22 protein-coding genes are annotated in these 25,670 nt (G+C 50.1%); 18 read left to right on the top strand and 4 right to left on the bottom strand.

Annotated elements, in window-relative coordinates:
* The first annotated feature begins 188 nt into the window (after positions 1-188).
* Positions 189-707, top strand: coding sequence for a tRNA adenosine(34) deaminase TadA (gene tadA, locus P2G85_RS15035; RefSeq protein ID WP_275864881.1), 519 nt, complete (start codon positions 189-191; stop codon positions 705-707).
* 474 nt (positions 708-1,181) lie between these two features.
* Here the strand turns inward: tadA and mltF are convergent, their stop codons facing one another.
* Positions 1,182-2,753 carry a membrane-bound lytic murein transglycosylase MltF gene (gene mltF, locus P2G85_RS15030; RefSeq protein WP_275864880.1) on the bottom strand — a complete coding sequence of 524 codons (1,572 nt, stop codon included), beginning with the start codon at positions 2,751-2,753 and terminating at the stop codon, positions 1,182-1,184.
* A gap of 300 nt (positions 2,754-3,053) precedes the next feature.
* Between mltF and purL the strand changes: the two genes are divergently transcribed.
* Together purL and P2G85_RS15020 are read left to right on the top strand one after the other, a co-directional pair.
* The gene (gene purL / locus P2G85_RS15025; protein WP_275864879.1) at positions 3,054-6,977 is read left to right on the top strand and encodes a phosphoribosylformylglycinamidine synthase; all 3,924 of its coding nucleotides are present in this window, start codon (positions 3,054-3,056) and stop codon (positions 6,975-6,977) included.
* A gap of 273 nt (positions 6,978-7,250) precedes the next feature.
* On the top strand, positions 7,251-7,547 hold the full coding sequence (locus tag P2G85_RS15020) for a DUF3622 domain-containing protein (RefSeq protein WP_275864878.1): 297 nt from the start codon (positions 7,251-7,253) through the stop codon (positions 7,545-7,547).
* An 88-nt stretch (positions 7,548-7,635) separates the two neighbouring features.
* On the opposite strand, the gene P2G85_RS15015 is transcribed toward P2G85_RS15020, so the two are convergent.
* Both P2G85_RS15015 and P2G85_RS15010 read right to left on the bottom strand, forming a co-directional pair.
* Positions 7,636-8,079: a DNA-directed RNA polymerase subunit beta gene (locus P2G85_RS15015; protein WP_275864877.1), complete on the bottom strand. Its 444-nt coding sequence runs from the start codon at positions 8,077-8,079 to the stop codon at positions 7,636-7,638.
* A 122-nt stretch (positions 8,080-8,201) separates the two neighbouring features.
* Entirely contained in the window at positions 8,202-9,260 is a 1,059-nt protein-coding gene (locus P2G85_RS15010) for a succinylglutamate desuccinylase/aspartoacylase family protein (protein ID WP_275864876.1), read from the bottom strand.
* Between the two features lie 330 nt (positions 9,261-9,590).
* Here P2G85_RS15010 and P2G85_RS15005 point away from each other — a divergent pair, with 330 nt between their 5' ends.
* On the top strand, positions 9,591-10,130 hold the full coding sequence (locus P2G85_RS15005) for a DUF3332 domain-containing protein (RefSeq protein ID WP_275864875.1): 540 nt from the start codon (positions 9,591-9,593) through the stop codon (positions 10,128-10,130).
* A 71-nt stretch (positions 10,131-10,201) separates the two neighbouring features.
* Here the strand turns inward: P2G85_RS15005 and P2G85_RS15000 are convergent, their stop codons facing one another.
* Positions 10,202-11,674: an aminoacyl-histidine dipeptidase gene (locus P2G85_RS15000; protein WP_275864874.1), complete on the bottom strand. Its 1,473-nt coding sequence runs from the start codon at positions 11,672-11,674 to the stop codon at positions 10,202-10,204.
* Positions 11,675-12,691: 1,017 nt separating this feature from the next.
* Between P2G85_RS15000 and P2G85_RS14995 the strand changes: the two genes are divergently transcribed.
* The 14 genes from P2G85_RS14995 to pgpA all read left to right on the top strand — a co-directional run bounded on the left by P2G85_RS14995 (position 12,692) and on the right by pgpA (position 25,499).
* Positions 12,692-13,981: an NCS2 family permease gene (locus tag P2G85_RS14995; RefSeq protein ID WP_275864873.1), complete on the top strand. Its 1,290-nt coding sequence runs from the start codon at positions 12,692-12,694 to the stop codon at positions 13,979-13,981.
* A gap of 295 nt (positions 13,982-14,276) precedes the next feature.
* The gene (tet(34), locus tag P2G85_RS14990; RefSeq protein ID WP_275864872.1) at positions 14,277-14,741 is read left to right on the top strand and encodes an oxytetracycline resistance phosphoribosyltransferase domain-containing protein Tet(34); all 465 of its coding nucleotides are present in this window, start codon (positions 14,277-14,279) and stop codon (positions 14,739-14,741) included.
* Positions 14,742-14,834: 93 nt separating this feature from the next.
* Positions 14,835-16,085, top strand: a complete 1,251-nt coding sequence (gene frsA, locus P2G85_RS14985; protein WP_275864871.1) for an esterase FrsA — start codon at positions 14,835-14,837, stop codon at positions 16,083-16,085.
* A gap of 114 nt (positions 16,086-16,199) precedes the next feature.
* Entirely contained in the window at positions 16,200-16,589 is a 390-nt protein-coding gene (crl, locus tag P2G85_RS14980) for a sigma factor-binding protein Crl (protein ID WP_275864870.1), read from the top strand.
* Positions 16,590-16,738: 149 nt separating this feature from the next.
* The gene (gene proB / locus P2G85_RS14975; RefSeq protein WP_275864869.1) at positions 16,739-17,878 is read left to right on the top strand and encodes a glutamate 5-kinase; all 1,140 of its coding nucleotides are present in this window, start codon (positions 16,739-16,741) and stop codon (positions 17,876-17,878) included.
* Between the two features lie 17 nt (positions 17,879-17,895).
* Positions 17,896-19,146 carry a glutamate-5-semialdehyde dehydrogenase gene (locus P2G85_RS14970; RefSeq protein ID WP_275864868.1) on the top strand — a complete coding sequence of 417 codons (1,251 nt, stop codon included), beginning with the start codon at positions 17,896-17,898 and terminating at the stop codon, positions 19,144-19,146.
* 164 nt (positions 19,147-19,310) lie between these two features.
* A complete protein-coding gene (nrdR, locus tag P2G85_RS14965; RefSeq protein ID WP_275864867.1) occupies positions 19,311-19,760 on the top strand; it encodes a transcriptional regulator NrdR in 450 nt (149 codons plus the stop codon).
* A gap of 5 nt (positions 19,761-19,765) precedes the next feature.
* Complete coding sequence (gene ribD, locus P2G85_RS14960; protein WP_275864866.1) at positions 19,766-20,902, top strand: bifunctional diaminohydroxyphosphoribosylaminopyrimidine deaminase/5-amino-6-(5-phosphoribosylamino)uracil reductase RibD; 1,137 nt, start codon at positions 19,766-19,768, stop codon at positions 20,900-20,902.
* Between the two features lies 1 nt (position 20,903).
* Entirely contained in the window at positions 20,904-21,557 is a 654-nt protein-coding gene (locus tag P2G85_RS14955; protein WP_275864865.1) for a riboflavin synthase, read from the top strand.
* Between the two features lie 136 nt (positions 21,558-21,693).
* Positions 21,694-22,803, top strand: a complete 1,110-nt coding sequence (gene ribBA, locus P2G85_RS14950) for a bifunctional 3,4-dihydroxy-2-butanone-4-phosphate synthase/GTP cyclohydrolase II (protein ID WP_275864864.1) — start codon at positions 21,694-21,696, stop codon at positions 22,801-22,803.
* Between the two features lie 170 nt (positions 22,804-22,973).
* Positions 22,974-23,444, top strand: coding sequence for a 6,7-dimethyl-8-ribityllumazine synthase (ribE, locus tag P2G85_RS14945; protein WP_193288390.1), 471 nt, complete (start codon positions 22,974-22,976; stop codon positions 23,442-23,444).
* Positions 23,444-23,911, top strand: a complete 468-nt coding sequence (gene nusB / locus P2G85_RS14940) for a transcription antitermination factor NusB (protein WP_275864863.1) — start codon at positions 23,444-23,446, stop codon at positions 23,909-23,911. Before ribE ends, nusB begins: the two co-directional genes overlap by 1 nt.
* A 63-nt stretch (positions 23,912-23,974) precedes the next feature.
* Positions 23,975-24,940 carry a thiamine-phosphate kinase gene (gene thiL / locus P2G85_RS14935; RefSeq protein ID WP_275864862.1) on the top strand — a complete coding sequence of 322 codons (966 nt, stop codon included), beginning with the start codon at positions 23,975-23,977 and terminating at the stop codon, positions 24,938-24,940.
* 52 nt (positions 24,941-24,992) lie between these two features.
* Entirely contained in the window at positions 24,993-25,499 is a 507-nt protein-coding gene (pgpA, locus tag P2G85_RS14930; RefSeq protein WP_275864861.1) for a phosphatidylglycerophosphatase A, read from the top strand.
* The last annotated feature ends 171 nt before the right edge of the window (positions 25,500-25,670 follow it).

Here is a 25,670-nt window from a genome sequence, read left to right as displayed (position 1 = left end):
ATGACGTGAGTATATAACGAATTATCCCGCAGTGTGGTTCAAAACATGGTCAAGATCTTTGCGTTGCCTCGCTGGATAAGATAAAGCCTTACTAAAACGCCTACTGCGGATCTGATTTGTCTTGTGCTGGAATTGGGTTATCCTAATCCCTCACTATGTTCCCCCTTATGTTCTATAGGTTATCTATTTTGTCTGAGTCACATTTTACCCAGGAAGACGAGCAATTTATGCGCCGTGCCATCGAGCTTGCCCAACGAGCAGAAGCCGAAGGGGAAGTGCCGGTCGGGGCGCTGTTGGTAAAAGATGGTCAAGTCATTGCGGAAGGATGGAACCGTTCTATTAGCGCGCATGATGCCACCGCCCATGCGGAAATCCAGACTCTGCGCCAGGCCGGACAAGTGGTAGAAAACTATCGTCTGCTCGACACCACCTTGTACGTGACGCTGGAGCCTTGCCCGATGTGTGCTGGCGCGTTGCTGCACAGCCGGGTGAAACGGATTGTGTTTGGCGCACCTGACTTAAAAGCCGGGGCTGCGGGAACGGTGCTAAACTTATTCGCCAGCCAGGCTGCGTATCACTATGCCGTGGTCGAAAGTGGCTTGTTAGAAGATGAGTGCCGAAGCCAACTGCAAGCATTCTTTAAGCGGCGTCGCAAAGAAATCAAAGCCAGGAAACAAGCGCAGAAAGCGCTGGGAAATGAGCAGTAGCCTTATGGTGAGCGGGGAAGGAAATTTTAGCAAACACCTACCAGGTAGATGTTTGCTCTAAGTTTTTCAGTTATTCACCAGGTGAACGAAAACACGGTTACGTGCACTGACTTTCTTTTTCATGCACGTAAGCTTGCGCTTACGGCGGTTTGCAGCCACTGTCTTATTCAAACGTTTTGACTGCACTCTGCGTTTTCTCATACTCAGAACCTCTTGCAGACAATCAACACCCAATCCGAATCACGTATCAGGATACGCACGGTTTTGATCCGTAGATGACAATTCTTATTTGAGAGTTACATCAGATCGAGGAGAGGGTAGCCAATGGAGCTTACTGTTCCTGTCTGTTCATCATTCAGTTTAAGGCCTGAATCGCACGACAGGAAATAAGCCCGAAAGCGTCGATTCTAAATAGTTTCTGAACGGGACTCAATAAAAAATAGCGAGCTTTGTGCTCGCTATGATCCGAAAGGTTTATTCTGCTTGCGGAACCGTCTCTGGCTGCGCTTCACTTGCACCTGAAACGTGTCCTGCGACGGTTTCTACAGCCCCTGAGGTGAGCAGATCCGGGTTGAGTGGCGGAATGACCTGAATATCATTGGTATCGGCTTCCTGTACCGGTTTTTGGCTGACGTGACCAATAATCGACTGGTAGTAACGACGGATATTCTCGACATAGTTACGCGCCTCATCACCACGGGCATAACCGTAGCGGGTTTGGCTGTAGTAGCGTTTTTGCCGTAGCAGCGGCAATCGCTCTTTGACATCTGACCAGGCATCGGGGTTATCACCTTGTGCTCTGGTCAGGCGGCGTGCATCCATCATATGCCCATAACCAACGTTGTATGACGCCAGGGCAAACCAAATCTTTTCGTGCTCCGGAATTGAGTCAGGCACCCGGGCAACGATGCGGCGCAGATATTCGACTCCGCCGCGCACCGATTGCTCTGGATCGAGACGGTTGGTTACCCCGACACTTTTCGCGGTTGGCAGGGTTAACATCATCATTCCGCGCACCCCGGTGGGGGATTTGGCTTTGGGTTTCCAGTGTGACTCCTGGTAGGCCAGAGCGGCAATCAAACGCCAGTCAAATTCCTCCGAATATTTTTGGAACAGCGGCGACCACTTGGGCAATGTGTCATCAAGTGCGCGGATAAAGGCTCGGGTGTCGACATAATCAAAAGTTTCGATATGGCCAATGTATTTTTCTTCCAGGCTGGCTAACTCGCCGGATTGCTTGATTGAGCCGAAGAACTCGATCAATAAGGCGTAGAGGCTTTCATCTTCCGAGCGACGGGTGAACCAGGATACCGGTTGATCTTCAGTCAGTTCAAACGCCAGGGCCAAATCAGGATACAAGCGTTGTGCCAGTGACAATTCGACCGAATCGGTTACGGTAAAGCGTAATTCGCCAATTGAGACCTGTTTAAGTAAGTCACGGGTATCGGCATTGCCGACAATATCAAACTGCAGCGCCGGATACTCTTTTTGTAAGGCGGCTAAGGTTGGTACGTATTGCGATTGTTCAACGATTTTCAGTGTGCTTAAGGCGGTGGGTGTATGATCCTCTGCGACAGGCTCTTCTGCTTTTGCTTGTTGATATTCGATTAGACGTTCAATATTTCTTGGGCGTAGCTGGCCTTTTTTATACACCACTTGCTGGCTGACATAGTAGTAAGCGGGGCCGGGACGAAAATGCTTCACCGCCTGTGAGGTTTGGTTAAGGCCGGTGGCGATAAGGTCGATATCGCCTTTTTTCAGCGCCGGGAACAACTCGGCTTGACGGAAAGCGGGTTTGATCTCGAGCTTTACCCCCAGTTGTTCGGCAAATTTACGCGCCAGTTCGTAATCCAAGCCAGCAGGGCCATCTGGACCAATGTAGTAGGATAGCTGGTTGTTCAGCGTGCCAACGCGCAGTACCCCACGCTCCTGGATTTGCTCGAATTCACTTTTGGGGTCCGACTCTATCTGGCAGGCAGAGAGTAAAAGCACAGATGCGAAAAGCAGAGCGCAGTGCTTGAGTCGGTTGAACGGACTTATTTGCATTAATTCGGTACGTCTCGATAAATTACTAGTTGCCTTTATATCAAAGCACGCTGGTGGGGCAAAGTGGATCAGACAGATAGAGTGCGACATTGTGTGATTTATCGACATTTTAGCTGTAATTCAAATTTGACAAAAAAAATGACGCAAACGGTTGCTTTTGGTGTTACATCACAAAAACAATTGCTATATAATGCGCTCGCAACCAAGAGGTGAAATCGGCATAAGTTCGAAGTCTTGTTTTCTAACCCACTGAATTTATTCCAATATCACCTTAATCAATTGCATAAGAGACCTAAGCACATGAGAATTTTGCGTGGCTCCCCAGCTCTTTCTGAGTTTCGAGTTAATAAACTACTGGAACTTTGTCGTGAACAAGATCTGCCTGTCACGGGCATTTACGCCGAGTTTATGCACTTTGCGGATCTGAAATCTGACCTTGATGGCCAGGAGTTAGATAAACTTGAAAAGTTGCTGACTTACGGTCCAACCATCGAAGAGCATGAGCCTGAAGGTCTTCTACTGCTTGTTACTCCTCGCCCGGGCACGATTTCGCCTTGGTCTTCTAAATCTACTGACATCGCCATCAACTGTGGCCTGGACAAAGTCAAGCGTCTGGAGCGTGGTACCGCGTACTACGTCGAAACATCAACCGCACTTTCTGATGCGCAACTTGCTGAGCTAAAAGCGCTTATCCACGACCGTATGATGGAAGCGGTATTCACCGAACTAGAAGCGGCATCAGCACTGTTTACTGTGGCTGAGCCTGCACCTGTGGCCCACGTTGATATCCTTGCGGGCGGTCGTCTTGCGCTGAAAGAAGCAAACGTTTCCCTGGGTTTGGCGCTGGCAGAAGATGAAATTGATTACCTGGTCGAGAACTTTACTAAGCTGGGGCGTAACCCGAATGACATCGAACTGATGATGTTTGCCCAGGCGAACTCAGAACACTGCCGTCACAAAATCTTTAACGCAGACTGGACGATCGATGGTGTTGAACAACCCAAGTCACTGTTCAAGATGATCAAAAATACCTTCGAAACGACACCTGACCATGTACTGTCTGCCTACAAAGATAACGCAGCGGTCATGACCGGTTCAAAAGTGGGGCGTTTCTTCCCGGATCCAACCACACGCCAATACAACTACCACCATGAAGATGCACACATCTTGATGAAGGTGGAGACGCACAACCACCCAACCGCAATTTCTCCATGGCCGGGAGCTTCAACCGGCAGCGGCGGTGAGATCCGTGACGAGGGTGCAACCGGTATCGGCGGTAAGCCAAAAGCTGGCCTGGTTGGTTTCACGACTTCTAACCTGCGTATTCCTGGTTTTGAACAGCCATGGGAAACCGATTTTGGTAAGCCTGGCCGTATCGTTAATGCGCTCGATATCATGCTGGAAGGCCCGCTGGGTGGCGCGGCATTCAACAATGAATTTGGTCGTCCTAACCTGTTAGGCTATTTCCGTACTTACGAAGAGAAAGTCACTTCACACGCCGGTGAAGAAGTACGTGGCTACCACAAGCCAATCATGATTGCGGGTGGTATGGGTAACATCCGTGATGAGCATGTGCAGAAGAAAGAGATCCCGGTAGGCGCGAGCCTGATCGTACTTGGCGGTCCGGCAATGAACATCGGCCTGGGTGGCGGTGCGGCTTCTTCTATGGCGTCTGGTCAATCGGCTGAAGATCTCGATTTTGCTTCGGTACAACGTGAAAACCCAGAGATGGAACGCCGCTGTCAGGAAGTGATCGACCGTTGTTGGCAGCTGGGTGAAGAAAACCCTATCGCATTCATTCACGATGTGGGCGCGGGTGGTATCTCTAACGCACTACCAGAACTCGTAGACGATGGCGAGCGTGGCGGTAAGTTCCAGCTGCGTGACGTACCTAATGATGAGCCGGGCATGAGCCCGTTAGAAATCTGGTGTAATGAATCACAAGAGCGTTACGTGCTTGCTGTCGCACCAGAGAACATGGCAGCGTTTGAAGCCATTTGTAAGCGTGAGCGTGCACCATACGCAGTGGTGGGTGTGGCAACAGAAGAGCGTCACCTGACGCTAGAAGATTCGCACTTCGACAACACGCCAATCGATATGCCATTGGATATCCTGCTTGGCAAGCCACCGAAGATGCACCGTGAAGCGACGACGCTGAAAGTGGAAAGCCCGGCGATCGCTCGTGACGGTATCGAACTCAATGAAGCGGCGGATCGCGTACTTCGCCTGCCAACCGTGGCAGAAAAAACCTTCCTGATCACAATCGGTGACCGCACGGTAACGGGTCTGGTTGCTCGTGACCAAATGGTGGGTCCTTGGCAGGTGCCGGTAGCAAACTGCGCAGTAACCGCTGCGAGCTACGACACTTACCACGGTGAAGCGATGTCGATGGGTGAGCGTACACCAGTGGCACTGCTGGACTTTGGCGCGTCAGCACGCCTGGCAGTCGGTGAGTCACTAACCAACATTGCAGCGACAGATATTGGCGACATTAAGCACATCAAACTGTCAGCAAACTGGATGTCTCCGGCCGGCCACCCTGGTGAAGATGCCGGTCTTTACGAAGCGGTAAAAGCGGTTGGTGAAGAGCTGTGTCCGGCACTGGGTCTGACCATCCCGGTTGGTAAAGACTCGATGTCGATGAAGACTAAGTGGAGCGATAACGGTGAAAACAAAGAAGTGACCTCGCCGCTGTCTCTGATCATTACGGCATTTGGTCGTGTGGAAGACGTGCGCAAGACGGTGACTCCGCAATTGCGTACCCCTGCTACCTTGAAAGGACTAGGTGACTCATCTCTGGTTCTGGTGGATCTGGGTAACGGTAAAAACCGTCTGGGTGCAACGGCACTGGCACAGGTTTACAAGCAGCTAGGTGATAAGCCGGCTGACGTTGATAACGCTGAGCAGCTAAAAGGCTTCTTCGATGCGATGCAATCTCTTGTTCGTGATGACAAGCTGGTGGCTTACCACGATAAAGGCGACGGCGGTCTGTTCGTAACGCTGGCCGAAATGGCATTCGCGGGTCACTGTGGTGTGAAAGCCAACATTGCCGAGTTAGGTGACGATACTCTTGCTGCACTATTTAACGAAGAGCTCGGTGCTGTGGTCCAGGTTAAAAATGATGACCTGGACGCTGTACTGTCAACGCTGGCAGCGAACGGCCTGGAAGCCTGTTCCCACGTGATTGGTAACGTAGAAGATTCAGATAGCTTTGTTATCACATCTGGTGATGCCATTCTGCTAGAGCGCTCGCGTACTGAGCTACGTACTATCTGGGCTGAAACCACGCATAAGATGCAAGCTTTGCGTGACAACCCGGCCTGTGCTGACCAGGAGTTTGAAGCGAAGAAAGACAACTCAGATCCAGGTCTGAATGTATCGCTAAGCTTTGATGTCAACGAAGACATCGCAGCGCCATACATCGCCGCTGCTATGGTAAATACAGGCGCGAAGCCTAAGATGGCGATCCTACGTGAGCAGGGCGTGAACTCTCACGTTGAAATGGCAGCAGCATTCGACCGTGCAGGCTTTGAAGCAACCGACATTCATATGAGCGACATCCTGACGGGTCAGGCGGTGCTGGATGAATACCATGGTCTGGTGGCTTGTGGTGGCTTCTCTTACGGTGACGTACTGGGTGCGGGTGAAGGTTGGGCGAAGTCTGTCCTGTTTAACTCGGCAGCTCGTGAGCAGTTCCAAACCTTTTTCAACCGTGACAACACCTTCTCTCTGGGGGTGTGTAATGGCTGTCAGATGTTGTCGAACCTGAAAGAGCTGATCCCAGGTGCTGACCTGTGGCCACGTTTTGTTCGTAACGAATCAGAGCGTTTTGAAGCGCGCTTTAGCCTGGTTGAAGTGCAGAAGTCAGATTCAGTGTTCTTCGATGGTATGGCGGGTTCTCGCATGCCGATCGCGGTATCACATGGTGAAGGTCGCGTAGAAGTGCGTGATGCGGACCACCTAGCTGCGATTGAAGCCTCTGGTACGGTAGCGGTGCGTTACGTGGACAACCACGGCCACCCAACGCAGCAATACCCGAACAACCCGAACGGTTCGCCAAACGCCATCACCGGTTTAACCACCCAAGATGGTCGCGTAACTATCATGATGCCGCACCCTGAGCGAGTGTTCCGCACAGTAGCGAACTCATGGGCACCGGAAGGCTGGGGTGAAAATGGTGCGTGGATGCGTATGTTCCAGAACGCTCGTAAGAACATTGGTTAATTACGACCTACGTCAGTAATACGCCATAAAATAGAAAAGCGCTGGTTGAGAGACTGGCGCTTTGTTTTTTGGGGATACGGGCATGGGTGGTGACTAATCAAGCGACTCATTTCTTATCTCTAGTCTCTCGCAAAAAACTTGCAGCGTTTCGATAACTTTTATGCTCTAATACCGCGCTTACCAAGGGATGGTGTTAAACAGCTCAGCTTAGATGGAGTTATCAAGTTGACCGAATCCCTGATTAATCCCTAAATCCCTTAGGAACTGAAAGAAATGTCTAAAAATCCAAAATTTGCTATCCGCGTAACTGAAAAACGTAACGGCTGGAGCGCAGAGATCACTCGCCAAGTGACATCTCGTAAGACTGTTGTATCAAAACGTGAAACTGGTTTTGACAGCCAAGAGAAAGCACAAGCGTGGGCTGAGCAAGAGCTGGCGGGTTTCATCCAAAACCAAGTAGTTCGTAACGAGCGTAAAGCAGCACAACGTCAAGAGCGTGAAGCTGAGCAGCTTGCGGCAAAAGTTCGCAAAGAAGAAGCTCGCAAAGCTGCGGAAGCAGACGAAGAATAGTCGTTAATCTTCGATTTGTGATTTTCCGGTTACGGATATGCCAACAAAAAGCCCTGAAGTTTCTTCAGGGCTTTTTTGTTGGCTAAGATCAGAGACAGTCTGACGATAAGGAGATGCTGAATGAATCTTCGCTCGGTGTCGCAAACTGTTGAGTTCCTGGTAACAGATTCAGGTTGTTGGCGTAAACGCGGTGTGATGGTTTTACGCCTTGGGTGTGGATTGGCGCCAGGTCGAAATGCTGTAAGCCATCAGACAAGTCACGCGCTTCTCCATAATCAAAGTAGGCAGTAGTCTTTACTTGACTCTTGGCGTAACTGCAATGATCCGGTTTGCCATCCTGACGCCAGTGCAGATTGTCACGCTTGGCCTCGAGATTCAGGTGCTGATCAACAGGATGCGAGTAGTGATCGTCAACACTGCGCTGTTGGCTTTGCTGGTGTAAATACTGGGCAATCTGATTGCCAGGCTGAGCATAACCGGTGGTCGAGAAAGTGATGGCGATAACAGGACAAAGTTTGGGTAAATAATGCATTAGAGGCTGGATGAGAATTTAAAAGAACGCATCATACCGATAAATGAAACACTGTACAATTATGTGCTTTCACTATCAGTTTAACTGCAGAGCCTCTGGACAAGAAGCTCTGCAGAGAGGCGCTATATAGGAATCTGCCCGGTGGTAATGGTATCCGTTTCAGAGTCGACTAACCTCTCGAGGTAGCTCTCAACTACCTGCTCTATGTCTTCATCATCGGGTTTAAAGTAAGCGAGATGAAAAATGGCATCACCTTCGTTAACTAATGGCAAGGTCTGCTGGCCAATCACGATACCTTCTTTCGGCGCAGTTAACTCCAGTTCAGCATGACCGAGTGGCGAACTGATATAAGCCAGCGGCTCTCCCTTATCGACTTTATCGCCAAGATTGACAATGGTGCGTAATATGCCGTTGCCGGGGGTCCGCACCCAACTGGTAGATTTAGCGATCACCGGTGTGGGTAATTTCTTACGGCTTGCACGCAGCATACCAATGGTTTGCATGACCCGTCTTACTCCCAGAACGCCGGCGGTGATCGAGACCGGATCAAATCGCAGCGCTTCGCCCGCTTCGTAAGTCAGTACCGGAATATTGCATTTCTCGGCTTCACTGCGCAACGAGCCGTCGCGCAGTGCAGAGTCGATGATCACCGGTGTGGCAAATGCTTTGGCGATCCGCAAGGTCTCCGGGTTGCTCAGGTTGGCGCGGATTTGCGGCAGGTTAGTGCGATGAATCGCGCCGGTATGCAGATCGATGATGTAGTCACAGCGTCTGGCAATATTATCAAAAAAGGTATGCGCCATGCGTGATGCCAGTGCTCCCTTATCACTGCCCGGGAAGCAGCGGTTAAGATCGCGGCGATCAGGCAGGTAACGCGATTTATGAATAAAGCCAAACACGTTAACGATGGGCACCGCAATGACAGTGCCTTTTAACTTCAGTGGGTCGAGCAGGTTAATCAGCTGGCGCACAATTTCAACGCCGTTGAGTTCATCACCGTGGATGGCGGCATTAACCATTAACACCGGACCGGCCTGTTTGCCGTGAATAATTTCGACAGGTATAGACAGCGGTGAGTGAGTATACAACTGGGCCGCCGGCAGTTCGATTTCTAAGCGTTGTCCCGGTTGGATCTGATAGTTTAAAAGCTCAAAGGGTGAGTTTGTTTTTGTTCTGGCCATAAACTGTCTCTGTCAAATAAGTGATCAATAATGTAGCAACTGCGGCTAAATCACACTAATGATTGTTATTAAGCTCACGATAAATGGTTTTTATCATCCTGGCTAAATTGTCCCCACATGTAGGGTATTGGTTGCTATTAAGTGTAGTTGCTGAGTTTTATCACGGGAGGGCTGGCTAGGAATGGCTCAATGCATTAATGGTGTAAATGCCTTGTGTTCAAAAATAGGTATGACACTTTTTTGCCTAAAATCCTGTCTTTTATCGGCCCTTTTTATCCGCTACTATCCGCGCCGATTTTTAAACCGACGATATCTGATTAAGAGGTTGTGATGAAAACGGCGATGGCCAAAATTGGCATGATGGCTGCGGTAACAGTGGCACTTTCCGGCTGTGTGGGCAGTAATGCGGTGACGGGTTACGTGATGGGCTTTAACCTAAAAGCGGTGGATAACCGTTATGCGCGTGGTGGTCTCAATATGTTGCTGGCACCCGTTTACGGTGTTGCTATTGCGGCGGATTACATCGTGTTCAATTCTTTAGAGTTCTGGACGGGTAAAAACCCGCTTAATGGTAAGCCACACATCTTTGATACTAAGATGGACACTTACATCGATGTCAACCACCAGTTAGACAAATCTCTAACCACTGCACCAGTTGGTCCTTTAACCAACAACCGTGTTATCGAGCAAGGTCAGATGCAACAGATTGATGAGAACACCGTTCAAATGGACATTACTTACAACAACGGTGAAAAAGCGACACTGACGGGTGTTCGTTACGGTGATTTCGTCACTTACTACATCGATGGTGACGTCGTTGCTAAGACTTCTATGGATGAGTTGGCGGCTTACGCGCAAACTCGTGCATAGTTGGTGAATTTCTCGTAATAAAAAAAGGGTGCCTTGGCACCCTTTTTGTGTTTATAACGTGAGTTTGATGATTACGCTTTATCAGGAATTGCTTCCAGAAGCGCAACCATTTGATCCCAGAACAGTTGAACGGTATCAATCTTCACTTTCTCATCCGGAGAGTGAGGGAATTTGATAGTAGGGCCGAAAGACAGCATATCCATGTTCGGGTAAGGCTCTTTGAACAGGCCACACTCAAGACCCGCGTGGATTACCATGATGTTAGGCTTGTGGCCGTAGATGCCTTGGTACATGTCACGGAAAATTGCCATGATTTGTGAATCTGCATCCGGCTTCCAGCCTGGGTAAGCACCGGAGAACTCGATTTGTGCACCAGCCAGCTCTGCGACTGAGTGAAGCATACCTTCTACCTGGCTACGGCCAGAATCGATCAATGAACGGATCAGGCAAAGCACTGTCACTTTGTTCTCTTCTGTGGTGATCACGCCAACGTTCAGAGAGGTTTCAACCACGCCTGCAATCTCATCACTCATGCGCATTACGCCATTTGGACAAGCATTCAATGCGGCAATGAAACGCTGTTGATCCGCTACAGCGAATACTTGCGCGTCAGTGGCAATCTCTTCATTGAAAGTCACGATGTCGGTTTCCACTTTACCCAGCTCTGTTTTTAGCAGCTCAGTGTAGTAGTTGAACAGTTCAGCCAATTTGTCCTGGTTTTCGGCAGGAAGCGCTATGGTGACAAAGGCTTCACGAGGAATGGCATTACGCAGGCTACCGCCACGGAACTCAATCAGGCGGAGATCGAGCTCTTGTGCGTGACCAGCCAGGAAACGACCTATCAGTTTGTTGGCGTTACCGCGACCAGTGTGGATATCACAACCAGAGTGACCGCCTTTCAGACCTTTGAGGGTCAACTGGCGAGTGACAAACCCGGCCGGGATTGCGTCACGAGTGATATCGAATGTCATCGCACCGTCTATACCACCGGCACAACCCATGTACACTTCGCCTTCTTGCTCTGAGTCAGTGTTAAGCAGGATATCGCCCTCTAACCATCCAGCCTCAAGGCCGAATGCGCCAGTCATCCCCGCTTCTTCATCAATAGTCAGCAGTACTTCGATAGGGCCGTGCTTGATCTCTGTCGAAGCCAATACCGCAAGACAAGATGCCATACCGATACCGTTATCGGCACCTAATGTAGTGCCTTTGGCCGTTACCCATTCGCCATCAATGTATGGCTGGATAGGATCTTGAGTAAAGTCGTGGTCAGTGTCTTCGTTCTTTTGCGGTACCATGTCGATGTGCGCTTGAAGCACCACACCTTTTTTGCTTTCCATGCCCGGCGTAGCTGGTTTCTTAATGAAGACGTTGCCAGTCGGATCACGGCGTACGTCAAGACCCTGCTCAGTAGCCCAGTGGACAATGTACTGGGCGAGTGCCTCTTCATGCTTGGAAGGGTGGGGGATAGAACAAATCTTATCGAAAAACTGCCAAAGTGGAGTAGGTGATAAGGAACTGATCTCAGAATGGAATTCAGACACGGAAGACTCCTTTTGCTGTGCTTATGCCAAATATCTAACCTAAATATAACGGGGGCTTAGTCGTACATGCTAAGCAGATTTGGCCTGTAATTGGCGTCAAGCATACCACCAGATGGGGAAGGCGAGTAGCCGCGCGCCAAAGGATTTCAGTTTCACTTGTCACGGATTGTGGACAGGTCTGCTGGCACTGTGCAACTAAAGGGGGATTGGACAAGGTTAGAGTGAAAATATTAATTCATAATTCTGTAATTAACTTACAGTAATCGCTTAAAATTGGTCAATTCGAGAAAAAAATGTGATTTATGTCACCTAAAGGGTTGTAATTAAATTTCTCGGTGGTATATTTGTAACCAGCTTCTGAAGAGAAGAATAAAACGCTCAAAGGATGAGTCCGTATATCGCCTCCAAGGAACTGAGAAATCAAGCCCAACTTTAATTGATTTAGAAGGTGATAATTATGAAAGGTTTACCAAGTACAACGTTCTGGACAAACAACTCTGTTTACACTGGCAACTTTGTATACCCAACAAGCTTTGGTTACTAACACGAATTGAAGCATGTGACTCGAACAGTATGTTCACCCCTATTAATTGGAATTTTTTTTCAGTGACAACACTGACATGATTCACCGCCACTCATAATGAGTGGCGTTTTTTTATTTTCCTCTCCGTACATACCACTTGTAACTCCAATTTCTCTATATTTTCGTTAGCATGAGTACTTTACAGTGCGTATTTGCACATGCTCTATCCGTGAAAGGACACTTTTTCCTTTGAAAGTTTAGAACATTGTTTAAATTTACCTCATTCTGCCTTTTATTCATTTCTTACATTAATGATTGTTTAATAAGGAGTTGTTTGTGTGGTGGCTCGCTTTTTAATCCAATACTTCCCATCTGGATCAATAAATTCTGACTTAGAGTTAAAATTCCATCTGGAATTTGCTATTTGATAACTTTATAATTCCTGCCAATCGTTTACGCAACCGTTTACTATTTTACCTTTACAGGATTCGATTATGTTCGAAAGGCTCTTTAAACTTAGTGAAAATGGCACTAACGTGCGCACTGAGATCATCGCGGGTATTACTACCTTCCTTACCATGGCTTACATTATCTTTGTAAACCCTGCGATTCTGGCGGATGCCGGTATGGATCGTGGTGCGGTATTTGTCGCTACTTGTCTTGCGGCGGCCATTGGCTGTTTCATCATGGGCTTTGTTGCCAATTACCCAATCGCACAGGCTCCGGGTATGGGGTTGAACGCGTTTTTTACTTACGCAGTGGTGTTAGGGATGGGTTACACCTGGCAAGTGGCATTAGCGGCGGTGTTTGTTTCGGGTGTGCTGTTTATTTTGCTCAGTGTGTTCAAGATCCGCGAGTGGATCATCAACTCCATCCCGCTGGCACTAAGAACCGGGATTTCGGCGGGTATCGGCTTGTTTTTGGCCTTTATTGCATTGAAAAATGCAGGCATTGTGGTCGATAACCCAGCGACTTTGGTTTCTTTGGGTAACATCACGTCATTGTCTCCGGTGCTGGCTTCGATCGGCTTTTTCCTCACCATTGCTCTGGTCCACCGCGGTGTGAAAGGTGCGGTGATGATCGCGATTCTTGCGGTAACAGGCCTTGGCTTGTTGTTTGGTGACGTCCAGTGGGGCGGGGTAATGTCTGTGCCGCCAAGTCTGGCGCCAACATTTTTGCAACTCGATTTCTCGGGGCTGTTTGAAGTCGGCATGATTTCAGTGGTGTTTGCGTTCCTGTTTGTTGATTTGTTTGATACCGCCGGTACTTTGGTCGGCGTTTCGCAGAAAGCCGGATTAATGGGTGAAGACGGTAAGATCCCTCGCCTGAATAAGGCGCTGTTGGCTGACTCTACCGCGACTTCTGTCGGTGCCCTGCTGGGTACTTCGAACACCACTTCTTATATTGAAAGTGTTGCGGGCGTGGCTTCAGGTGGCCGTACCGGTCTGACCGCGGTTGTGGTTGGCGTGCTGTTCCTGCTTGCGCTGCTGTTCTCGCCGTTAGCGGGCATGATCCCGGCCTATGCCACTTCCGGCGCGCTGTTCTATGTCGCGATCCTGATGCTTTCTGGTTTGGTTAGCATCGACTGGCGTGATTTGACCGAAGCGGCACCTGTGGTAGTGACCTGCCTGTTGATGCCCCTGACTTTCTCCATTGCTGAAGGGATCTCTCTGGGCTTTATCGCTTATGCAGCGATTAAACTGTTCAGCGGTAAGGGCCGTGACGTGTCAGCCAGTGTTTGGGTGATGTCGGCCATTTTCATCATCAAATACCTGGTGGGTTAAGCCATTCCTGATAGCCAGTGCTGCCTGTGGGCATGCGCTGGCTTCTTTTTTTTGTGAACGATTCTTGTTGAAATTTATCTGTCACTCAATCTGTCTGTTATTCACCACGATTTTTTCTACGCTAATTGCAGAGATTTGTAATATCAGCGTTGGTATTCATGGTGTGTTTCGGTAGAATAATCGTTTGCGCAGCTTTGAAACCCCAATTTCCGCGGGTTGCGGAGAAGACTTTTCCAAGCCTGGGGCTGATAAAGTCCCATGGGGATGCATATATTCAAATTATTAGGTTATTACAATGAGCAAAAAATTCATTATCACTTGGGATGCGATGCAGACATATTGCCGTGAACTGGCAGAAAAGCAGATGCCAGCCGAGCAGTGGAAAGGTATTTGGGCAGTGAGCCGTGGCGGTCTGGTTCCTGGCGCAATTCTGGCGCGTGAGCTGGGTATCCGTTACGTCGATACTATCTGTATCTCCAGTTACGATCACGATCACCAGCGTGATATGAGCGTACTGAAAGCACCAGAAGGCGACGGTGAAGGCTACCTCATTGTTGAAGACTTGGTGGACAGTGGCGATACGGCGCGTAAGTTACGTGACATGTACCCGAAAGCAAAACTGATTGCCGTATGTGCAAAACCATCAGGCAAAGAGCTGTTGGATGATTACGTGGTGGATATCGCGCAAGATACCTGGATTGAGCAGCCTTGGGATATGTCAATCCAGTACGCTGAGCCGGTAAATCGCAAGCGAAAGTAATTGCCAAGTAAGATTCTGAGAAAATGCCCCTTTATTGGGGCATTTTTTTTATTATTATTAAGGCTATTACCCACTACGGCCAGAGCGACCCCTATGTCTGAAGAAGAAGTCAGTAAAAACCTCTCGGAAACCCTATTTGTCAAGCATAAACAAGCCAAGGAAACGTCCGCTTTGACGCAGTACATGCCTACCAGCCAAGAAGCGCTTAATGAAAAGAGAGAGAATGGCAGCCGGGTTTGGTACCGTCATTTACGCCGGTTGCAGTGGAACTGGCAGGGCCTTTCGCCAATCGAAGTCGAGTCGGTGTTATCGCGTATTGCCTCTTCAACCCACTCCCGTACCGAAGATAAATGGCTTGATACGGTGATGGGCTATCACAGTGGCAACTGGGCGTTTGAGTGGATTAAGCTGGGTATGGAGCACCAAAAGCGAGCCAATGACCTGCTGGGGGACCAGGCTGCGGAAGAGTTATTTACCGCTTCGTTGTGTTTCAGTGTTGCCGGCTACCCCCATTTAAAGAACGACAACTTAGCGCTTCAGGCGCAGGTGCTGGCGAACAAAGCCTATTCTGCCGCCGCAGAGAAGTCGCACTACACCATCAAGCGGATCGAGGTGCCATACCAGAACCGCAAAATCGCTGCCAATTTGCACTTACCACACACGGATAAGCCACTGCCGGTGGTGATGGTCAGTGCTGGCCTCGATACACTGCAGATTGAAATGTGGCGTTTGTTCCGGGATTATCTGGCCCCTAAAGGCATTGCGATGCTTACGGTGGATATGCCGTCGGTCGGCCACAGTTCGCACTGGCCTCTGACGGAAGACTCGAGTTGTCTGCACCAAGCCGTGTTAAATGAGTTACCGTCGTTACCCTGGGTGGATCACTTCAAGGTGGGGTTGATCGGTTTTCGCTTTGGCGGTAATGCAATGGTGAGGTTGTCGTTTCTTGAGCAGGATAAAATCAAAGCGTGTGTTGCGTTGGGTGCCCCGATCCACGATGTTTTTACTTCGCCGGATAAATTACAGCGCATGCCAAAAATGTATCTGGATATGCTGGCATCACGCTTAGGGAAAGGTGTGGTGGATATCAATAGTTTGTCCCGGCAAATGCAGGCATGGTCTCTGAAGGTTCAGGGCTTTTTGGCTAACCGCAAAACCAAAGTGCCGGTACTGGCGATGAGTATGGATGGCGACCCGGTTTCCCCATATAGTGACAACCAGTTGGTGGCGCTGTTCAGCCAGTACGGTAAAGCCAAGAAAATCAGTTCCAAGATGATTACAAAAGGATATGAGCAATCCCTCGATTTAGCGACAAAGTGGCTGGAGGATGAATTCTTAAGATGACAAATCGGCTGAATTAGTGAAAAGTAGGATATGAGCAAAAAATAAGCTCTTGGAAAATATAAATAATAATCATTCTTGGGTAATTATATCCCCCTTTGGAAACGGAGATTCTTTATGCCAGAAACAACTCAAGGTCCTACACATTTTCGCTTGATGTCAAAATTAAAGGCTGTCGGGCCTTACCTGCGCGAGCCCCAGTCGGATGAAGAGCGCTATTACTTCGACTGTTTGTCAGTGTGTGTGGATGATAAAAAATCACCTGAAAAACGCGAATTTTGGGGCTGGTGGATGGAGTTGGAACCGAGCGAGCACGGTTTCACTGCCAAATATCACATTGGCAAATACAATCAGGCGGGTAACTGGATAGCAGAAGAACTGCCTGAAAAAATCGTCGAAGAGGTTTATCTGACTCAACGAACCTTCCATGAGAAACTGGTCAGCACTCTGGCCGAACACTTTGAGTTAGAGGTGGCCTACCATGCGGAGTCATTCGACTTCGCTTAATTGGCCTGTTGCGTATTCACGCTTGTTGGGTATGCATTTTTATCTAAACACAAGAAAAGGTGCGTTATCGCACCTTTTCTTCTTGTTAAATTCCCGTTTGATTGTTAAAACATCAACTCTTTTATTTGTTTTTCACTTCAGAAGACATCATGACAACGAATCAACAAAATGCATTGGCTGCACAACCTCAAACCGTGGTGGTGAAGCTGGGAACTAGTGTGCTGACTGGTGGTACCTTAGCGCTTGAACGCGCCCATATGGTTGAACTGGTACGTCAGTGTGCGGAGCTTAAAAAACAGGGCCATTCTGTCGTAATGGTTTCGTCTGGTGCGATTGCAGCAGGCCGTGAGCATCTTGGTTACCCCGCATTGCCCAACGCGATGGCAAGCAAACAGTTACTTGCCGCAGTCGGCCAGAGCCGGTTGATTCAAACCTGGGAATCATTGTTTGCGATTTACGGGATCAAAATCGGCCAGATGCTGCTGACGCGTGCCGATCTCGAAGATCGGGAACGGTTTTTAAACGCGCGTGATACCATCAATGCCTTAGTGGCGAATGATATTATTCCGATCGTGAATGAAAATGACGCGGTTGCCACCAGTGAAATCAAAGTGGGGGATAACGATAATCTGTCCGCTTTGGTTGGGATTTTGTGTGGTGCCGATAAGTTGTTGCTGCTGACCGACCAGAAAGGTTTGTTTACCGCTGACCCTCGCAAAGATCCTAACGCAGAGCTGATCAAAGAAGTCAAAACGATCGATGATACTTTGCGCCAAATCGCAGGTGGCAGCGGCACCACTCTTGGCACCGGAGGGATGGCCACCAAGCTCCAGGCGGCAGACATTGCACGCCATGCCGGTATTGAGGTGATTATTGCTGCTGGCAGTGCTCCTAATGTCATTTTTGATTCTTTGAGCGCTACCCCGCAGGGCACACGTTTCTTACCCTGTACGGAAGCGTTGGAGAACCGCAAGCGCTGGATCCTCGCGGGACCGGCTGCTTCTGGCGACATCGTGATTGATGACGGTGCGGTTAAAGCCGTAGTTGGCACAGGCAGCAGCCTCTTGGCGAAAGGTGTCCTGAAAGTCAGCGGTGATTTTCAGCGCGGTGAAGTGGCGCGCGTGACCAACATGCATGGTAAGTTGATTGCGCGTGGGATTGCGGCATACTCCAGCCGGGAGCTGGAACGGATCTCTGGCAAACACAGTAAAGACATTAATGCGATTTTGGGCTATGACTATGGTTCAGAAGTCATCCATCGCGATGATCTTGTCGTCATTCAAGAATAGAAAAAGAGGGAAGCAGAGTGGATTTAACCAATATGGGCAAAGCGGCCAAACAGGCGGCTTTTGAACTGGCGACAGCGTCAACCGCGCAAAAAAACCAGGCTCTGGCGATCATCGCCGACGAATTAGAAGCTAATGCAGCGGCGATTTTGGCCGCCAACGCCAAAGACATCGAACTGGGCCGCGAAGCGGGTCTAACGGATGCACTACTCGATCGTCTGCTGTTGAACGAAGAGCGTTTGACTGGCATTGCTAATGACGTGCGTAACGTGATCAGCCTTAATGATCCGGTTGGCAGTGAAATCGACAGTAAAGTGCTGGAAAATGGTATGTCACTGTCACGCCGCCGTGTCCCGCTCGGGGTGATTGGGGTGATCTATGAAGCGCGTCCAAACGTAACCATCGACATTGCTGCGCTGTGTCTGAAAACCGGTAATGCAAGCATCCTACGTGGTGGCAAAGAGACGTTCTTCTCTAACATGGAGCTGGTTAAGGTTATCCAGTCCGCACTAGCAAAAGCGAACCTGCCTGCCGCATCGGTACAGTATATTGAAAAGCCAGACCGTGAGTTGGTTTCTCAACTGCTTAAGCTGGACGAGTACGTAGATATGATCATTCCACGTGGGGGTGCCGGTCTGCACAAAATGTGTAAGGAAAACAGCACGATTCCAGTGATCATCGGTGGCTTTGGTATCAGCCACATCTTTGTTGATGACTCAGCGGATCTGGAGAAATCTCTAAACGTGGTTGAGAACTCAAAAGTTCAACGTCCTTCGGCATGTAACTCACTGGATACCTTACTGGTGCATGAAAAAGTGGCGGCAGAGTTCCTGCCAATGCTGGTGGCGCGTATGAACGAGCAAGTCACGTTTGTGGCAGAGCCGCAAGCCAAAGCCCTGATGCCGGGAGCGACACAGATTCGCGACGCGGCAGAGGGGGATTTTGATACCGAATGGCTGAGTTTCACTCTGGGCGTGAAAGTGGTCGCTGACGTACGAGCTGCCATCGAGCATATGCGTGTGCACAATGCCAGCCACTCGGATGCGATCATGACCAACAGCCTGCAAAACTCGGAGCTGTTTATTAATTCGGTCGGCTCTGCTGCGGTGTATGTTAATGCGGCAACCCGTTTTACCGATGGTGCTCAGTTTGGCCTCGGTGCGGAAGTGGCGGTGTCTACGCAGAAGCTGCATGCCCGTGGTCCGATGGGGCTGGAAGAGCTCACCAGTTACAAATGGGTCGGTAAAGCGAACTACCTGCCGCGAGCTTAATAGAAACGCACTGATTTGGTTTAAAAAAGGGGCTTTACGGCCCCTTTTTGTTTTCTCTGTCATCTCAATTCCGCTACACTAGGCGTAACTTGTGCACGGTCCTCATCAGCCATCAACAGTGATGATCGGGCCTACGGCCAACAGCCAAATTTTGTGGAGGTGACATGCATTGTCCTTTTTGTTCAGAGAACGATACTAAGGTGATCGATTCTCGTCTGGTGGCGGACGGCCATCAGGTTCGCCGTCGCCGTCAGTGCCTGGCGTGCAATGAACGATTTACAACCTTTGAAACGGCAGAGTTGGTGATGCCGAAAGTCATTAAGTCTAACGGCAACCGTGAACCATTTGATGAAGACAAAATGGTCGGCGGGATCCAGCGTGCGTTGGAGAAACGCCCGGTCAGTGCAGATGCGATTGAACTTGCCATCAGCACGATCAAATCCCAGCTGCGTGCCACCGGTGAGCGTGAAGTACCGAGTGAGATGATAGGTAACTTAGTGATGGATCAACTCAAAGAGCTGGACAAGGTAGCCTATATCCGTTTTGCCTCGGTATACCGCAGTTTTGAAGATATCCGCGAGTTTGGCGAAGAAATTGCCCGTCTGGAAGACTAACCGTTATGTCTCAGCTCACGACTACCCACGAGTTTTCCAGCCAGGATCACGCCATGATGCAGCGGGCGATTGCGCTGGCCAAACGCGGCATCTATACCACCGCCCCTAACCCGAATGTCGGCTGCGTGATCATCCGTGATCAGCAGGTGGTGGGAGAAGGTTACCATCACCGGGCCGGAGAGCCACATGCGGAAGTGCATGCATTGCGTATGGCCGGTGACAAAGCGCGCGGTGCCACCGCCTACGTGACCCTGGAGCCCTGCTCCCACTATGGCCGTACGCCACCCTGCGCCGAAGGATTGATTAAGGCCGGGGTCGCGAAAGTGATTTGTGCCATGCAGGATCCTAACCCGCAAGTGGCGGGGAGGGGGATTGGCATGCTGCGCGCAGCCGGTATTGAAGTGCAGGTCGGTTTGTTGGAGTCAGATGCCAGAGCGCTCAATCCGGCGTTTATTAAGCGGATGCAAACCGGCATGCCGTATGTGCAGCTGAAAATGGCCGCCAGCCTGGACGGACAGACTGCGTTAGCCAACGGCAAAAGCCAGTGGATCACCTCACCTCAAGCCCGCCAGGATGTGCAGCGTTTGCGCGCTAGGTCATGTGCGATTCTTTCGACCAGCAAAACCGTCCGGGATGACAACGCCTCGCTTAACGTACGTTGGGATGAGTTACCGGAGAGTGTCCGTGAGCAGTATGCTGAACACACGCTGCGCCAGCCACGGCGGGTTATTTTAGATCGCCAGGACCAGCTTGAAGGCTCCCTGAAGTTATTTCACACTCCCGGTGAACGTACCATTATTGGCCCCGGTGGCAGCGTGACGGCGCCGCTGGCTGAGGATGGCCAAGTTGATCTGGCGAGGACGTTTAAGGCTCTGGTTGAACAGTATAACGTCAATCACGTGTGGGTTGAGGCCGGTGCGACTCTGGCCAGCGCACTGATCCAGGCCGAGCTGATTGATGAGCTGATTGTTTATCTGGCACCTAAACTGATGGGAAGTGACGGGCGAGGGCTGATAGCAGCACTCGGTCTGTCGGAAATGACCCAGGCCATCGAACTCACTATTACAGACTTGCGTATGGTCGGCCCGGATGTTCGTATCACGGCGCAGATTATGCGCAATCACAGCGGAATGAAGAACTAAGATGTTTACAGGAATTGTCGAAGCAGTCGGGACGCTGGCTGCCATCACGCCCAAAGGTGAGGACGTCACCATTACGGTGGATGTGGGTAAATTAGACATGGCGGATGTCAAACTTGGTGACAGTATTGCCACTAACGGGGTTTGCCTGACGGTGATTGAATTCGGCGCCCGCCACTTCAGTGCGGATCTGTCGCTTGAAACGCTGCAAAAAAGTGGCTTTGCGACCTATCAGGTAGGTGACCAGGTCAATCTAGAAAAAGCGATGCTGCCGACAACCCGCTTTGGCGGGCATATTGTCTCCGGGCATGTCGATGCGGTGGGAGAGATCGTGGAACGCCAGCAAGTAGGCCGTGCGATTGAGTTTTGGGTGGCGATGCCGGCAGAGCTGAGTAAGTACGTGGCAGAAAAGGGCTCGATTACTGTCGACGGTATCAGTTTGACCGTCAATGCATTACGCAAGAATGCCTTTAAGCTGACTATCGTGCCGCACACCAGCGCTGAGACCACCATTGACCGTTTTCAGGTCGGGCGTAAAGTTAACCTGGAGGTGGATGTGCTGGCGCGCTATATGGAGCGTCTGCTGCAAGGCCAGCAAGCGCAGCAACCTGAGTCTCGCCTGACGATGGAGTTCCTGCAACAAAACGGATTTGCTTAGCAGAACAGCATCAGGTTTATTGACTTACCATGCCCAGGCTTCAGACTAAGACACATAACGCCGGTCAGGCGGGCTGGCAAAGAACTGATGATAACGTATCAGTGACAATAACAAATAAATAACGGGGAAACAGAGTATGCCAATCAGTACGCCACAAGAAATAATTGATGATATTCGCGCAGGCAAAATGGTCATCCTGATGGATGATGAAGATCGTGAAAATGAAGGCGATTTGATCATGGCGGCCGAACACATCACCCCCGAAGCCATCAATTTTATGGCAACGCACGGCCGCGGTCTGATCTGCTTAACCATGACCAAAGCGCGTTGTGAGCGCTTGGGCCTGCCACCGATGGTGCAGGATAACAATGCCCAGTATACGACCAACTTCACGGTGTCAATTGAGGCCGCGGAGGGGGTGACCACCGGTATCTCAGCGGCGGATCGTGCGTGTACTGTTCAGGCGGCCGTGGCGCCGGAGGCCAAAGCGGCCGATCTTGTCCAGCCTGGGCATATTTTTCCGTTAGCCGCCCAGGAAGGGGGCGTGTTGACTCGTGCCGGCCATACAGAAGCCGGGTGTGATTTGGCCCGCCTGGCAGGGTTGGAGCCGGCTTCGGTGATCGTTGAAATCCTCAATGAGGATGGCACCATGGCCCGTCGCCCTGATCTGGAGGTGTTCGCCGATAAGCATGGGGTTAAACTGGGTACCATCGCTGACCTGATTGAATATCGCAATAATACCGAAACCACCATCGAGCGCGTGGCGGAATGTAAACTGCCAACCGAGTTTGGTGAGTTCAAACTGGTGACCTACAAAGATACCATCGATAACCAGATCCATTACGCACTGTGTAAAGGTGAGCAGCAAGGCCAGGCGCCGCTGGTTCGCGTGCATCTGCAGGATGTCTTTACTGACCTGCTGCACAGTGACCGTAATGCTGAGCGCAGCTGGACCCTGGATAAGGCGATGAAACGCATTGGTGAAGAGGGCGGCGTGCTGGTGGTTCTGGGCAATGAAGAATCGACCGAACTATTGATCCACCGGGTTAAAATGTTTGAAGCTCAGGACAAAGGTCAGGCACCGACGCTGGCGAAGAAACAAGGCACCTCACGCCGCGTGGGGGTAGGGTCGCAAATTCTTGCCGATCTGGGCGTACATGATATGCGTCTGTTGTCTTCTTCAGACAAAAAATATCACGCACTCGGCGGTTTCGGCCTGAATGTGGTTGAATACGTTTGTGAATAACAACTGAGCGATGAGTTTCTGGTCTTTAGCTGGACTGGTTTTGTTCACGGCCGGCAACTCATCAATCGTCGCCAATTTCCATTAGATATTGCTCACAAAATTGTGCTAGAATCCGGCGATTCTCACTTGATGAACATATTTCACTTATAAATAGAGTTAAAGGAAAGCTTATGAAAGTGATCGAGGGTGGCTTCCCAGCGCCAAATGCAAAAATTGCTATCGTTATTTCTCGTTTCAACAGTTTTATTAACGAAAGCCTACTTTCTGGTGCGATCGATACACTAAAGCGTCACGGACAGGTAAGCGAAGAGAACATCACGGTTGTTCGTTGTCCTGGTGCTGTAGAGCTGCCTCTTGTTGCTCAACGTGTCGCGAAAACAGGGAAATACGATGCGATCGTATCGTTAGGCACGGTAATCCGTGGTGGTACACCACACTTTGACTATGTTTGTAGTGAATGTAACAAGGGTCTGGCACAGGTGTCTCTGGAATACAGTCTTCCAGTCGCATTCGGTGTACTGACTGTTGATACTATCGATCAAGCGATTGAACGCGCAGGAACCAAGGCTGGTAATAAAGGTGCAGAGGCTGCACTAAGCGCACTCGAAATGATTAACGTATTATCTGAAATTGATTCCTAATGGGGGCCAGTGTGAAACCAGCCGCACGTCGTAACGCACGTCAATTCGCTCTACAGGCGATCTACTCATGGCAAATTACTAAAGAGAATGTTGCCACGATCGAAGAACAATTCTTGTCTGGGGACAAGTATGATGAAGAAGAGCATCATGCCTCTGAGCCTGCACTTGCTGCACCAGAAACTGACGTTGCTTACTTCCGTGAGCTACTGACCGGTGTTGTTCTTAGCCACGCTGAGTTGGATAGCAAAATCCGTCCATACGTGTCGCGTCCGATGCAGGACTTAGACATGATGGAACTGGCTTTGCTTCGTCTGGCCATGTATGAAATGACCCGTCGTGAGGATGTTCCTTACAAAGTGGTTATCAACGAAGCTATTGAGCTGGCAAAAGTATTTGCCGCTGAAGACAGCCATAAGTTCGTCAATGGTGTGCTGGATAAAGCCGCACCCCATGTACGCAAGAAATAACGGTTTCTTAAAACAAAAGGTCAGCACTTGCTGGCCTTTTTTGTGTGGATAAATGGACAAATTATGCCTGGTGAATTTAGCCTGATTGACCACTATCTGGTCGGGCGGCAAAAACAACGCAAAGATGTACATTTGGCGGCTGGAGATGATTGTGCCCTGGTGAAAGCTCCGGCCAATGTTGAGATAGCTATCAGCACCGATACGTTGGTGGCAGGAACGCACTTCCTGGCGGACGCTAACCCTGCTTGGGTGGCACACAAAGCGCTGGCATCGAATATCAGCGATCTTGCAGCCATGGGGGCTACGCCGGCCTGGGTCAGCTTTGCCTTAACCATGCCGCAGGCGGATGAAGCCTGGCTGGCCCCGTTCTGTGATGCGTTTTTTGCCCTGGCCGATTACTACGGCCTGCAACTCATTGGTGGTGACACCACCAAAGGCCCACTCAGCCTCACGCTGACCGTACAGGGGTTTGTTCCGGAAGGTAAAGCGCTGACCCGCTGCGGGGCAAAAGTTGGCGACTGGCTGTATGTGACCGGCACGCTCGGTGATGCCAAGGCGGGACTGGATGTGATTCTGGACGATTCCCTGCGCCAGCGTATCGGTGCAGAGGCGTTGGAAAAAGCGCACTACCTGAGTACCCCCCGCGTACTTGCCGGGCAGGCGCTGGTTGGCCTGGCGTCAGCCGCTATCGATATCTCTGACGGCCTGATTGCCGACGTTAAGCATATTTTACAGCGTTCACAAGTCGGAGTGAGTATCGATGTATCTACCTTACCGATTTCAACGGAGTTGGTGCAGTTCTTAGATGACAAGCGCACTGCCCAGCAGTATGCGTTGTCGAGTGGTGAGGAATACGAGCTGTGTTTTACCGTGCCTGAGCAAAACCGGGGCTCACTCGACAGTGCTTTGGCCCACGCCGGGTGTAAATTCACTTGTATTGGCCAAATCCGTCCACAGGGTACGTTTGAACTGCATGACAACGGCCAACTGCTGGACTGGGATTTAACCGGCTTTGACCACTTTAAATAACTCTCATCGCCTTGTAAGATGACAACCACTTAGTCATTAAGGTTTATAGAATATGACCAACCCCCTTTCTTTGATTTCATTAAAAAACCCGTGGCATCTACTGGCGACGGGGTTTGGTAGTGGTTTATCACCGGTGGTGCCCGGCACGATGGGAACGCTGGCATCGGTGCCGCTGTTTTTACTTCTGGCGCAGTTGCCGTTTTCTGTTTACGTTCTGGCCGTGCTGTTTTCATGTGTAATTGGCATCAAGATTTGCCAGGTGACCTCTGATGATATGGGCGTTCATGACCATGGCTCGATTGTGTGGGATGAGTTTGCCGGCTTTTGGATCACCATGAGTGTGATGCCGGCACTTAACATTCCACTGACGGAGTGGAAATGGCTGCTATGCGGGTTTGTCCTGTTCCGCTTTTTTGATATGGTCAAACCCTGGCCGATTGGCTGGCTCGATAAGCGAGTCCATGGCGGGCTGGGGATCATGGTCGATGACATTGTCGCCGGGGTGATGGCGGGAGTTTCATTATACCTGATTGGCCTTTATGCAGGATGGTTGCTGTAACTGACCGGCCTGGGCGGCAAATAAAGACAAAAAAGGGGAGGCACTTGCCCTGTCTCTTATACACAAATCCTCGAACCGAAAGGTTCGGGGATTTTTTTTGAACTCTTATAAAATTTTGCGATCAGATCATTCGGTTACCAACTTAGGATGATTAGGATGATGTACTCAGAA

It is taken from the genome of Vibrio sp. CAU 1672 (genome assembly GCF_029223195.1).
Classification (GTDB): domain Bacteria; phylum Pseudomonadota; class Gammaproteobacteria; order Enterobacterales; family Vibrionaceae; genus Vibrio.
This window is presented reverse-complemented; position numbering and strand designations above follow the sequence as displayed.

Bases quoted from the DNA above. Each gene is read 5' to 3' on its own strand.
- proB (WP_275864869.1), top strand. From the start codon at position 16,739: ATGACAACGAATCAACAAAATGCATTGGCTGCACAACCTCAAACCGTG.
- P2G85_RS15015 (WP_275864877.1), bottom strand. From the start codon at position 8,079: ATGCATTATTTACCCAAACTTTGTCCTGTTATCGCCATCACTTTCTCG.
- ribD (WP_275864866.1), top strand. From the start codon at position 19,766: ATGTCTCAGCTCACGACTACCCACGAGTTTTCCAGCCAGGATCACGCC.
- ribE (WP_193288390.1), top strand. From the start codon at position 22,974: ATGAAAGTGATCGAGGGTGGCTTCCCAGCGCCAAATGCAAAAATTGCT.
- P2G85_RS14955 (WP_275864865.1), top strand. From the start codon at position 20,904: ATGTTTACAGGAATTGTCGAAGCAGTCGGGACGCTGGCTGCCATCACG.
- pgpA (WP_275864861.1), top strand. From the start codon at position 24,993: ATGACCAACCCCCTTTCTTTGATTTCATTAAAAAACCCGTGGCATCTA.
- mltF (WP_275864880.1), bottom strand. From the start codon at position 2,753: ATGCAAATAAGTCCGTTCAACCGACTCAAGCACTGCGCTCTGCTTTTC.
- frsA (WP_275864871.1), top strand. From the start codon at position 14,835: ATGTCTGAAGAAGAAGTCAGTAAAAACCTCTCGGAAACCCTATTTGTC.
- nrdR (WP_275864867.1), top strand. From the start codon at position 19,311: ATGCATTGTCCTTTTTGTTCAGAGAACGATACTAAGGTGATCGATTCT.
- purL (WP_275864879.1), top strand. From the start codon at position 3,054: ATGAGAATTTTGCGTGGCTCCCCAGCTCTTTCTGAGTTTCGAGTTAAT.
- nusB (WP_275864863.1), top strand. From the start codon at position 23,444: ATGGGGGCCAGTGTGAAACCAGCCGCACGTCGTAACGCACGTCAATTC.
- P2G85_RS15020 (WP_275864878.1), top strand. From the start codon at position 7,251: ATGTCTAAAAATCCAAAATTTGCTATCCGCGTAACTGAAAAACGTAAC.
- ribBA (WP_275864864.1), top strand. From the start codon at position 21,694: ATGCCAATCAGTACGCCACAAGAAATAATTGATGATATTCGCGCAGGC.
- P2G85_RS15010 (WP_275864876.1), bottom strand. From the start codon at position 9,260: ATGGCCAGAACAAAAACAAACTCACCCTTTGAGCTTTTAAACTATCAG.
- P2G85_RS14995 (WP_275864873.1), top strand. From the start codon at position 12,692: ATGTTCGAAAGGCTCTTTAAACTTAGTGAAAATGGCACTAACGTGCGC.
- P2G85_RS15005 (WP_275864875.1), top strand. From the start codon at position 9,591: ATGAAAACGGCGATGGCCAAAATTGGCATGATGGCTGCGGTAACAGTG.
- crl (WP_275864870.1), top strand. From the start codon at position 16,200: ATGCCAGAAACAACTCAAGGTCCTACACATTTTCGCTTGATGTCAAAA.
- thiL (WP_275864862.1), top strand. From the start codon at position 23,975: ATGCCTGGTGAATTTAGCCTGATTGACCACTATCTGGTCGGGCGGCAA.